Source organism: Rhodoferax sp., from assembly GCF_011391645.1.
Classification (GTDB): Bacteria; Pseudomonadota; Gammaproteobacteria; order Burkholderiales; family Burkholderiaceae_C; genus Rhodoferax.
This window is the reverse complement of the sequence record NZ_JAABQC010000097.1, coordinates 1-10,683: the sequence shown is the minus strand read 5'-3', so window position 1 is coordinate 10,683 and position 10,683 is coordinate 1. Positions and strand designations below refer to the sequence as shown.

At 63.0% G+C, this 10,683-nt stretch carries 10 protein-coding genes; 6 read left to right on the top strand and 4 right to left on the bottom strand.

Translation table 11 applies throughout. The features are described from left to right. Nucleotides 1-444 (bottom strand): 4-hydroxyphenylacetate 3-hydroxylase N-terminal domain-containing protein (locus tag GPS82_RS11480; RefSeq protein ID WP_296494752.1); only part of this gene is annotated, 444 nt, incomplete at its 3' end. A 119-nt stretch (nt 445-563) separates the two neighbouring features. Here GPS82_RS11480 and GPS82_RS11475 point away from each other — a divergent pair. The 3 genes from GPS82_RS11475 (at nt 564) to GPS82_RS11465 (ending at nt 4,241) form a co-directional block, all read left to right on the top strand. Then, the gene (locus GPS82_RS11475; RefSeq protein WP_296494751.1) at nt 564-2,639 is read left to right on the top strand and encodes a ferrous iron transporter B; all 2,076 of its coding nucleotides are present in this window, start codon (nt 564-566) and stop codon (nt 2,637-2,639) included. Between the two features lie 115 nt (nt 2,640-2,754). Continuing rightward, a complete protein-coding gene (locus GPS82_RS11470) occupies nt 2,755-3,711 on the top strand; it encodes a TerC family protein (RefSeq protein WP_296494749.1) in 957 nt (318 codons plus the stop codon). A 14-nt stretch (nt 3,712-3,725) separates the two neighbouring features. Further along, complete coding sequence (locus tag GPS82_RS11465; protein ID WP_296494746.1) at nt 3,726-4,241, top strand: universal stress protein; 516 nt, start codon at nt 3,726-3,728, stop codon at nt 4,239-4,241. A gap of 74 nt (nt 4,242-4,315) precedes the next feature. On the opposite strand, the gene GPS82_RS11460 is transcribed toward GPS82_RS11465, so the two are convergent. Beyond that, nucleotides 4,316-5,128 carry a DUF3750 domain-containing protein gene (locus GPS82_RS11460; RefSeq protein WP_296494744.1) on the bottom strand — a complete coding sequence of 271 codons (813 nt, stop codon included), beginning with the start codon at nt 5,126-5,128 and terminating at the stop codon, nt 4,316-4,318. A 121-nt stretch (nt 5,129-5,249) separates the two neighbouring features. Here GPS82_RS11460 and GPS82_RS11455 point away from each other — a divergent pair, with 121 nt between their 5' ends. Continuing rightward, nucleotides 5,250-5,474, top strand: a complete 225-nt coding sequence (locus GPS82_RS11455; protein WP_296494742.1) for a YdcH family protein — start codon at nt 5,250-5,252, stop codon at nt 5,472-5,474. A gap of 127 nt (nt 5,475-5,601) precedes the next feature. Here the strand turns inward: GPS82_RS11455 and GPS82_RS11450 are convergent, their stop codons facing one another. After that, on the bottom strand, nt 5,602-6,810 hold the full coding sequence (locus GPS82_RS11450) for a methionine gamma-lyase (protein ID WP_296494740.1): 1,209 nt from the start codon (nt 6,808-6,810) through the stop codon (nt 5,602-5,604). A gap of 141 nt (nt 6,811-6,951) precedes the next feature. Between GPS82_RS11450 and GPS82_RS11445 the strand changes: the two genes are divergently transcribed. Continuing rightward, complete coding sequence (locus tag GPS82_RS11445; protein WP_296494738.1) at nt 6,952-7,428, top strand: Lrp/AsnC family transcriptional regulator; 477 nt, start codon at nt 6,952-6,954, stop codon at nt 7,426-7,428. Between the two features lie 175 nt (nt 7,429-7,603). After that, nucleotides 7,604-9,046: a dihydrolipoyl dehydrogenase gene (locus GPS82_RS11440; RefSeq protein WP_296494735.1), complete on the top strand. Its 1,443-nt coding sequence runs from the start codon at nt 7,604-7,606 to the stop codon at nt 9,044-9,046. A 112-nt stretch (nt 9,047-9,158) separates the two neighbouring features. Here GPS82_RS11440 and atzF read toward each other — a convergent pair. Then, on the bottom strand, nt 9,159-10,683 hold a 1,525-nt coding region (gene atzF / locus GPS82_RS11435), incomplete at its 5' end, for an allophanate hydrolase (protein ID WP_296494733.1).

Below are 10,683 nucleotides of genomic sequence, written 5' to 3'. Positions count from 1 at the left end.
CTGGTCTTGCACACGGTGCAGGTAGTTGAGAAAACGCGCCGTGTTCTCGGAGGTGCCGCGGGCGTCGTCGATGCGCGCCGCGACCTGGCCCAGGGCGTTGAGCGCGTCGTGTGTCAGGTAGCGCTGGGCGCAACCGGTTTCCTGGCACACCAGGCGCACGGCCTCGAGCTTGTTGAGCAGGTCGCCGCTGCTGGTGTTGATGTGGGTCAGCCGGTTCACCCGCTTGCCACTGCTTTGCTGCAGCGCCGTCATGACGGGCGCATATTGGGGTTTGAGCGCATAGTCGTAGGTCAGCGCGATGGCGTTGATGCCTGGGCCAAAACCGCGCTCGTCGGTCACGCTGTCCACCAGTTGGCCATCCAAAAACACGCGCGGCTTGTAGCGGCGCAGCGACTCGCGGTAGTCGTCACCGGACATCAGGGAGGCGGTGGTGGGTGCGTTCATGCGGCGGTCTCCGGGTTTGCGTGGGCGAATCAGTCAGCAGCAAGGTGTGATTTAAACACTTCCAATCTGCCTGATTCGACCGCATGCGCCGTGACCCTTGGGAGACAATACCCGGACACATGGCAGCAAAGCACGACCAAATCAAAACTTCCCGGGGCGGCGTGTCCGAACACAGCATCACGCTGCACACCCCGCTGCTGCGCGGGGCGCGCCGCCTGCGCATCGCGCTGGTCGGCTTGCCGGGCGCCGGCAAAACCACCTTGTTCAACGCGGTGTCAAGCACCGCGCCACAGACCGGTGAGCTCACCGACACGCACCGAATTTACCGCGCCTGCACGGTGCAAGTCGGGCTGGACGAAGCCAGCGTGGTCGACCTGCCCAGCCTGGGCTCACTGCACCACCTGCAGGACGACGACCTGAGCACACTCAAGTACCTGCTCTGGGGCAACGATCGCCCGCCGGTGACGGCGCATGAACCCGGCGCTGCGCCGGCGCCGTTTGAGCCACCCGACCTGATCGTGCAGGTGGTCGACGCCACCAATTTGCAGAGCCACCTTGAACTCTCGCTGGAGCTGAGCCAGCTTGGTCGACCGGTGGTGCTGGCGCTCAACCACATGGATGCGTTGCACCGCAAGGGCCTGCACATCAACCTGCGCACGCTGTCAAGCCAGTTGGGCATGCCTGTGGTGCCAATCTCGGCCCTGATGGGGCAAGGCATTTCCGAGTTGTTCAAGACAGCGGTGGCCACGGCGCGCCAGGGCGTTTGCCCGCTGCCGCAGGCGCCCAGCCCGCACATTGCCAGCAGCCTGGAGCCGCTCAATAACGCGCTGAAGCAGCCGGGCATTGACGCCGCCTTTCGTATGCCCCACCAGTTGCTTTTGATGCTGTTCGGCTCGGGGCATGGCTATATCGAGCGCGAGTTGCAGGAGCACTTTGCCCTGCTGATGCCGTCCCTCAACGCGCTGCGCACCACAGCCGGGCTAAGCTTGCCGCGCCCGCTGGCTGAAGAGATCCATGCCGACCGGCACCACCGCGCCGCCACCATTTTTGAAGCGGCGCTGCGCCCGGGCCCGCTGGCGCCGGGGCGTGGCTGGCGCTTCTGGCTGGATGCGTTCATGCTGCACCGGCAATGGGGTCTGCTGGCCAGCCTGGTGGTTTTTGCCGGCGTGCTGTTTGTGGTGTTCGAGGTCAGCGGCTGGATCGACGCGCAAACCACGCAGCGCCTGATCGAAGCCACCAGCCACTGGCAGCCGCAGTCCACAGCCGGGGTTGTGGCACGGGCCATCGTGGACGGGTTGATTGGGCTCATCGGCATTGTGGTGCCCTACATGCTGCCGCTGTTGCTGCTGCTCATTGCGCTGGAAGAGATGGGCCTGATGCACCGCATTGCCTTTGTGGTTGACCGGGGCTTTCACAAGATCGGGTTGCATGGCGGCGTGGCCGTGCCGTTTTTATTGGGCCTGGGCTGCAACGTGCCGGCGATTTCAGCCGTGGCACGCACCTCGTCAGGCCGCGAACGCCTGATCGCCTCGGTGCTGATCACCTTTGTGCCCTGCTCGGCACGCTCGGCCATCATTTTGGCGGTGGCGGGCAAGTACCTCGGCGTGATGGGTGTGATTGGCATCTACGCGCTGACGCTGCTGCTGATCGCTGTCATGGGCATGTTGCTGGCGCGCCGGCAGCAAGAGGTGGGGCCGGGCCAGGTGCAGGAGATCCCGCCCTATTCACTGCCCAACTGGCGTGCCATGCTGCACGAGACCTGGGTCCGCTCCAGCGATGTTTTAACCATCGTCACACCGCTGCTGGTGGGCGGCAGCGTGGTGCTGGCGCTGCTGGGCCACTTTGGCTTTGACGGCGTCATCAACACCTTGCTGACACCGCTGACCAGTTGGTGGCTGGGCTTGCCCCTGGTGCTGGGGCTTCCGCTGCTGTTTGGCGTGCTGCGCAAAGAGCTCTCCCTGCTGATGATCTTTCAGGCGCTGGGCACCCAGGAGATCAACACCATGCTGGGAACAGCGCAGATCGTGACCCTGCTGGTGTTCATCACCTTCTACGTGCCCTGCGTTTCGACCTTTGCCATCATGCACAGGACGCTGGGGCGGGCGCAGGCCTGGTTTTCGGTGATGTTGTCGGTGGGCGTGGCCCTGGGGCTCAGCGGGCTGGTGCGGCTGGTGATGGGGCTGGTGATAATGTAGGCCCCCGACGACCCGATCCTCCTCACATGAACAACCCCATGATTGCGAACACATTGACGCTTACCCGCGATGTGTCACGAAGACTGACCACACACGCCACACCCAGGGGCTGCCCATGAACCACATCGAATCCTTCGCCACCGTCCCGATGTGGGCCGGCTTCATTGCCTTTGTGCTGGCCATGCTGGCCCTGGACCTGTTCGTCCTCGGGGGCAACAAGGCTCACCGGGTATCCGTCAAGGAGGCATCGAGCTGGGTGGTGGCGTGGATGCTCCTGGCCATCACGTTCGGCGCCTTGTTGTGGTGGTATCTGGACGGCACGAGCGGCCGCGAAATCGCCAATCGCAAGGCGATGGAGTTCTTCACCGGTTACCTCATCGAACAAACCTTGTCGGTGGACAACATGTTTGTCTTTGTGATGATCTTCACCTACTTCGCCGTTCCGCCGGAGTTGCAACGCCGCGTGCTGTTGTATGGCGTGCTGGGCGCGATTGTCATGCGCGCCGGGATGATCCTGGCAGGCGTCTGGCTTGTGACGGAGTTTGCCTGGGTGCTCTACGTGTTCGGCGCGTTTCTCGTGCTCACCGGGGTCAAGATGCTGGTTTTCGCCGAGCAAAAGCCCGACCTTGAGCAAAACGGCCTGCTGCGCTGGCTGCGTGGCCACATGCGCATTACCCCGGGATTTCAGGGCGATGCCTTCTTCGTCCGCATCAACGGCCTTCGCTACGCAACGCCGATGTTCCTGGTGCTGACGATGATCGAGGTCAGCGACCTGGTTTTTGCTGTTGACAGCATCCCGGCCATCTTCGCGGTGACCACCGATCCCTTCATCGTGTTTACCTCCAACATCTTCGCCATCATGGGTCTGAGGGCACTGTACTTTCTGCTGGCCGACATGGCTGAGCGCTTTCACCTGCTCAAGTACGGCCTGGCGCTGGTGCTGGTCTTTATCGGCGGCAAGATGCTGGCAGTTCCGTGGTTTCACGTGCCGGTGCAGTGGTCGCTGTTGATCGTGGCCTCGATCATCCTGATATCCGTGACCCTCAGCCTGAAGCTCTCAAGCCAGAAATAATCCAGGAGTACCTTATGACCGACGCTGCACTGCAAGACACCTTTCCGGCGCCAGCCTTCGAGCGGCGCGATGACCTGGGACGGCTCGTTGCCGTGAGCTGGCACGCCTCCGGTGTCAACGACGGCACCGGCAGCGCGCGCTGGCTGGTGGCGGTCGACGGCTCGGCGTGCTCGTTGCGCGCGGTGGCGACAGTGGCAGACTGGGTGACGCTGGAGCACGGTGCCGAAGTTGATCTGGTGCATATTCAGCATTGGCTGAACAAGGAGGCTGCCGAGACCGAACTGCCACGGCGCGGCTGGGCGGCCACGGCGCAGGCACGCCAGTTGCTCGACGCGGCGTCGGTGCGCTGGCGCCTGCATGTCATCATGGGAGAAGGGGCGCCAGAGATCGTGGCCCAGGCCAAGGCACTGGGCAGCCGCGGCATCGCCCTCGGCTCGCGCGGGCTGACCGTTACCGAATCTTTGTTGCTGGGCTCCGTGACCTACAAGGTCGTCCACAACTCCAGGCTTCCCGTTTTGATCGTGCACTGATGCCCACCCTGGCCGGCTGACAGCACGCCAAACACAGCCAGCAGCGCGCAGGCGCCCGGATCAACGGCAGAAATTCAGGAGCTTGGCTGGTGCGCGGGGCGCGGGCTGGCGTCCCTGGTGCCCGACACGCTGCTGTCATCCAGGCCGAGCCGGCCGACAAAAGGCAAACGCAGGCCCGGGCTGTTGAGGTCCAGGCCAAAGCTCAAGCCGAGCAGGTTGAACTCCACCCCTTCCTGCACGCCCACGCTCAGCCCTAGCAGGCCCAGCAGCGAAGCCTGGACACCGGCTCCTGACGAAGAAACGCCAAGCGCACGGCTCAGGGGCCGATAGTCCTTGCCGATCGCGTTGGCGGGCAAGTCCAGCTTCAGTGCAGGCACCTCGCGGCCGATGTGGGCCAGAAAGGTATTGCTGTTGGGCCCGGGGTAACTGCGGTATTCATTGGCGTGGGGATAGCTGGCAATGGCCGCCTCGATCGCGGGCACCATGACCGCTGCTGCCTCGCCCCGGTGGTCGACCAGCAGGCTCGGTGGTTTGCCATACCAAAGCCCGTCCGGCAGCGCGTAGTTGCGCTGCACCACTTGCGGCGCGCGCCAACCGACCACGTCGTAGCGGGTGTAGGCAGTCTCGCCAGCGCGCTTGAAGATGATCCAGGGGTGCACCGCAAAGGTGCCGCGCCAGCCGTAGGTCGGGGCGGCGTAAATCTGGACGATTGCCACATCGACCAGTTGTTCGGGGTCGGGCGCGATGCCGGCGGAATGCCGTGCGGCATCGCGCCAACTGCGCTGCCCTTGCTCGGGAGTGGAGGCCACCGTTTGCGCCAGGCTGAGGGTAAAAGACAGGCCGAGCAGCACAAGCATGCCCCGTGCGATGCGATTGAAGTTATTCATGCGGTCACTTTAGCCTAATCAGAAAGCCCTGCAAATTTACCCCTTGTCGTTGGCGTCAACTTGTTAGACTGCGCACCTGCACCATATTTGTGCAGCCCAGGGTCATTTCAAAGGAGTACCGATGTTTCCTGAATACCGCGACCAGATCACCCAATTGAAGATGTCCGATATCAATTTTGTGCGCCTGTTTGAAAAGCACAATGCGCTGGACGAGAAAATCAGGCACATGGAAGCCCACATCGAGCCCGGAACCCATGAGGAAATTGAGCATTTGAAGAAAGAAAAGCTCCTGATCAAGGACAGTCTTTACATCCTGTTGAAGAAGGCCGGTAACGCCAGGGACTGAGGCCGTCGGGTGGCGCCTTCATCCGCCGTGTTGATGGCCAACTTCATTCAGCATGGCAGCTTGATCATTTCACTGGCAGATGCCTGGCGAAAAAGCGCGATGAGGATGGCGCGGCTTGGGCCGGAGTTCAGGCATCCATGGCGTGATCCAGCGCCTGCTGCAGATCGGCCAGCAGGTCGACACTGTCTTCCAGGCCCACCGACAAACGCACCAACCCTTCACTGATGCCGTGCGCCACGCGCTCCTCGGGCGTGTAAGTGGCGTGCGTCATGCTGGCAGGATGCTGGGCCAGCGTTTCCGCGTCGCCCAGGCTGACCGCGCGGGTGACAAGCTGTAACGCGTCCATGAAGCGGATGCCCGCCCGCATTCCGCCCTTCAGCTCAAACGCCACCATGCCACCAAACTGGCGCATCTGGCGCTGGGCCAGCGCGTGCTGGGGAAATGTGGGCAGACCGGGAAAGTGCACCACCTCGGTGGCGGCATGGGCCTGGATGAACTCGGCCACTTTTTGCGCGCTTTGGCAGTGGCGGTCCATGCGCAAGGCCAGCGTCTTGAGCCCGCGCATCACCAGGTGGGCGTCTTGCGCCGACATCACCGCACCGGTCATGTCCTTCAGGCCAAAGAGGCGCACCCGCTTGGCCAGCTCGGCATCGGCAAAAATGGCGGCACCGGCGGTCAGGTCGCCATGGCCGCCCAGGTATTTGGTCATGGAATGCACGCTCACGTCCGCCCCCAGCAGCAGCGGTTGCTGCAGGTACGGCGTGCAATAGGTGTTGTCAACCACCACCCTGGCGCCGCCGGCGTGGGCAATGGCGGACACCGCCGCAATGTCGACCAGGCGCATGTTGGGATTGGCCGGTGATTCGAAATACACCACCCGCGTTTTGGCGCTCATCGCCCGGGCCACGTTGTCGGGGTCGGTCATGTCCACATGGCGCACGGTGACACCAAAGCGCGTCAGGCCATGGTTCAGGAAAGAAAAGGTGCAGCCGTACAGGGTGAGGTCGGCCAGCACTTCGTCGCCCTGCTCCAGCAGCGACCACAGCGTGGCCGTGATCGCCCCCATGCCCGAGCCAAACACGACGGCGCCCACGCCCTCCTCCAGGCTGGCCAGACGCGCTTCAAGCAGGGCCAGTGTCGGGTTGGCCACGCGGGTATAAAAATAACCCGGCTCGGTGCCGGCAAAACAGCGCCCGCCATAGGCCGCATCCGGAAAAGCATAGGTGGCCGAGGTGTAGATTGGCGGCACCAGGGCGCCCTGGTGTTGTGCCGGGTGGTAGCCAAAATGAATGGCGCGGGTGCTGAAACCGGTCTTTGGGGCGTGCAATTTCGACATGATGGGTACCTGCTGTCGTTAAAAAAGTCATTGTTTTTAGGAATTTTCAACCTCTTCATGGGGAATAAAATGCCTATTTCGATTCAAATACCAATCATTATTGGCATTTTTAACCCCATTTTTTACATTTAAAGGTCATTCATGCCAATTGCTTTGATCAGACTCGATTCGGTGGATCGCCAGTTGCTGGCTGCGCTGCAAAATGACGGGCGCGCCACGGTGGGTGAGCTGGCCGAGCGGGTCTCCCTGTCGCCGTCGCCCTGCTGGCGGCGCGTCAAGCAGCTCGAAGAATCTGGCCTGATCGAGGGCTACCATGCCCGGCTGAGTCGGCAAAAGTTGGGCTACGGTGTGACCGGTTTTGTGCAACTGCAGATGGAGAACCACACCCCGCAGGCGGCAGAGTCCTTCGAGCGTGCCGTGGTCGCCCTGCCGCAGGTGCTGTCCTGCCACAACCTGTCGGGCCGCTACGACTACCAACTGGAGGTGGTCGGGGTCGATCTGGAATCGTTCGCAGAATTTGTGCGAACCCACATCCGGGCATTGCCCGGGGTTCGCGAAATTTCAACCAGCTTTTCGCTGAAGGAAATCAAGCGCTCCCTTGTGCTTCCCATCACCTGAGGGATGCGCAAGGCTTGAATGGTGCGGCAACCTGTCTGCAGCCGCCCGGCGCGCAGTCGGCCCCGGCCTTCGATTCGCCCGCGCTGGCACAGAAAGACGGCGCAAGACAAAGCTTATCGTTTTGAAAAGATCGATCTGGCTGGACAAGTCAGGGGTCACCTCCTAACATCAAAGCATGAACCCCATTCACATCGAAGTCGCCATCATCGGCGCCGGCACCGCCGGCATGGGCGCCTACCGGGCCGCCCGTGCCAAGTCCAATTCCGTGCTGCTGATCGAAGGCGGCAGCTACGGCACAACCTGCGCCCGCGTCGGTTGCATGCCCAGCAAGTTGCTGATTGCCGCAGCGGAGGCTGCGCACCAGGCCCGGCATGCCGAGCCGTTCGGGGTGCAAGTGCAAGGCGTCACGGTGGACGGTGCAATGGTGATGGCGCGCGTGCAGCGCGAGCGCGACCGTTTTGTCGGTTTTGTGCTCGAAACGATTGACGCCATTGCGCCGGCCGACCGATTGACGGCGACCGTCAGGTTTCAGGATGCCCATACCCTGGTGACCGAGGACGGCCAGTTGATTCATGCCAAGCGCATCGTCATCGCCACCGGCAGCATTCCCGTCCTGCCGCCAGTGTTGAAGGGATTGAGCGCCCGCTTGCTGACCAATGAAAACATCTTCGATTTACCCACTTTGCCAGCCCGTCTGGCGGTGTTCGGTCCTGGCGTCGTGGGGATGGAACTGGCGCAGGCCATGAGCCGCCTGGGTGTGCAGGTCAAGGTGTTCGGTGTCGGTGGCGGTATTGCCGCCATCCAGGACCCGGCCATCCGGGACTATGCCAACAAGACCTTCAACGGCGAGTTTTATCTGGATGCCTCGGCGCAGGTGAAGTCGGTCAATGAAACGGCCACCGGGGTCACAGTCAACTACCAGCACCGTGATGGCGGCTGGAAAACAGAGGCGTTCGACTATGTGCTGGCCGCCACCGGTCGGGCGCCTGATGTGGCGGGTTTAGGCCTGGAAAACACCGGCTTGCATTTGAATGAACGCGGCGTGCCACTGTTTGACCGCACCACGCTGCAATGCGGCAACAGCACGATCTTCGTTGCCGGCGATGTCAGCAACGACGCTCCGCTGTTGCATGAAGCGGCCGACCAGGGGCGCATCGCCGGCGACAATGCCGGCCGTTATCCGGATGTTCAACCCGGCTTGCGCCGTGTGCCCCTGGCGGTGGTTTTCACCGATCCGCAAATCGCATCGGTGGGCTACAACCTGAAACAGCTCAATGCGCAGTTCAAGGATCGCTTTGCCGTGGGACTCGTTTCCTTTGAGGATCAGGGGCGAAGCCGGGTCATGCTGCGCAACCACGGGCTTTTGAAAGTCTACGGCGAACACGGCAGCGGCTTGTTCCTGGGGGCAGAAATGTTCGGCCCCGCCGCCGAGCATATTGCCCACCTGCTGGCCTGGGCGGCGCAACAGCGCATGACTGTCTCCGGCATGCTGGACATGCCTTTCTACCATCCGGTCATTGAGGAAGGGCTGCGCACCGCCCTGCGCGACCTCAACCACAAGCTGCACATTGGTCCTCCGGTGATCGAGCGTTGTATGGATTGCGGACCTGGCGCCTGACTTGGGGTGACGGCACACGGGGGCGCCGCTTTTTACCCCGTCCTGTTCATTTATGGTTTCAGGTGAGCCGTTTTCCTGAGGAGAAGTCTTCCATGAAATGGTGCTCAGTGAGCTATTGGGTGATGCTGCGCAGATAGGCCCGCCAGCCGCCCAGATGGCTGATGTCTTTTGACTGCGAGATAGCATAAGCCTCGCAGACAAAGCCCTGCACCTGGCTGCCATCCGAGAGTTCAACCGAGCCAATGCCCAGCGGCGCCGGAATGCCCGCCACAAAGGACCCAAAATTCTGCGCCGGCAGTTCCCAAACCTCCAGTTCAATGGCGGCGCCATCTTCTGCCACCCGCACCATGCCAGGCCGGTACGGTGGCCCGCCGGGCAAGGCAAACAGCTTGTAGCAAGGCGCGCTATGGGTGGCTTGCACCAGCCGGGCGCCGCGCTGCGTCAGTTGCCAGTTCAGCGGCAAACCGCTCAAATGCGCGCCGCACACCGCCACACGCACCAGGCCCGTTGGAAAGTCTGCTGCATCTGGCGTGGCACTGGGCAACAAGTGCGGCGCGTGCTCAGTGGCACCCGCGGTGGCCACGGTGTGCGCGTGCAGGCGCGCGGCCAGCGACAGCAAAGGCAGGTCCTGCCCGGCCGGTGCCACCAGCGTCACGCCCCAGGGCATGTTGGCTCTGGCCGCGCTCATGAAACCGGTGGGAACGGCCACGGCGGCCAGATCGAGCAGGTTGACAAAGTTGGTGTAATGGCCCAGGTTGGAGTTGAGCCGGACCGGGTCCGCCTCGACCGCGGCAATGGTGTAAGCCGTGCTGGCAGTGGGCGTGACCAGGCAGTCGATGTTGTCCCACACCGGGCGGGTTTGCTGTTGCAGTTCTTTCAGCCGGTACAGCGCGGCAAAGGTGTCGGGGGCTGAAATCTGGATGCCTTTCTCGGTGATGGCGCGTGTGACCGGGTGCAGCGCGTCGGGCCGGGCCTCGATAAAGTCCCGGATGGCCTGGTAGCGCTCGGCCACCCAAGGGCCTTCATAGAGCAGGGTCGCCACCGCGCGAAACGGCGTCAGGTTCACGGCGACCGGCGTGCCGCCCAGGGCGACCAGGTGCGCCACCGCCTGGGCAAACTGGGCCGGGCCCTCCGGGTTGCCATGAAATTCCAGATCGACCGCGCGCGGCACACCAAAGCGGAAAGCGCTGGCTGCGCCAAAGTTGTGGCCGTAGGGCGGCAGGTTGCGCGAATAGGCGTCCAGCGGGTCAGCGCCCTGCGCGGTGGCCAGCACGGTGGCGGCGTCACCGGCAGTGAGCGCAAACACCGACACCACGTCCAGCGTGCGGCAGGCCGGCACCACGCCGGTGGCGGGCAGCCGACCACAAGTGGGCTTCAGCCCCACCAAGTTGTTCAGCATGGCCGGCACACGACCGGAACCAGCGGTGTCGGTGCCCAGCGAAAAGCTGGCCAGACCGCGTGCCACAGACACCGCCGAACCCGCCGACGAGCCGCCCGAGATGTAGTCCGGATCAATGCTGTTGCGGCACGCGCCATAAGGCGAGCGCACACCCACCAGGCCGGTGGCAAACTGGTCCAGGTTGGTCTTGCCCACGGGAATGGCACGCTGGGTTAGCCCGCCGACACCGTCCATGCCA

What these genes read in the sequence shown, in the direction of transcription:
- GPS82_RS11475 (WP_296494751.1), top strand. Translation starts at nt 564, where the DNA reads ATGGCAGCAAAGCACGACCAAATCAAAACTTCCCGGGGCGGCGTGTCC.
- GPS82_RS11470 (WP_296494749.1), top strand. Translation starts at nt 2,755, where the DNA reads ATGAACCACATCGAATCCTTCGCCACCGTCCCGATGTGGGCCGGCTTC.
- GPS82_RS11465 (WP_296494746.1), top strand. Translation starts at nt 3,726, where the DNA reads ATGACCGACGCTGCACTGCAAGACACCTTTCCGGCGCCAGCCTTCGAG.
- GPS82_RS11460 (WP_296494744.1), bottom strand. Translation starts at nt 5,128, where the DNA reads ATGAATAACTTCAATCGCATCGCACGGGGCATGCTTGTGCTGCTCGGC.
- GPS82_RS11455 (WP_296494742.1), top strand. Translation starts at nt 5,250, where the DNA reads ATGTTTCCTGAATACCGCGACCAGATCACCCAATTGAAGATGTCCGAT.
- GPS82_RS11450 (WP_296494740.1), bottom strand. Translation starts at nt 6,810, where the DNA reads ATGTCGAAATTGCACGCCCCAAAGACCGGTTTCAGCACCCGCGCCATT.
- GPS82_RS11445 (WP_296494738.1), top strand. Translation starts at nt 6,952, where the DNA reads ATGCCAATTGCTTTGATCAGACTCGATTCGGTGGATCGCCAGTTGCTG.
- GPS82_RS11440 (WP_296494735.1), top strand. Translation starts at nt 7,604, where the DNA reads ATGAACCCCATTCACATCGAAGTCGCCATCATCGGCGCCGGCACCGCC.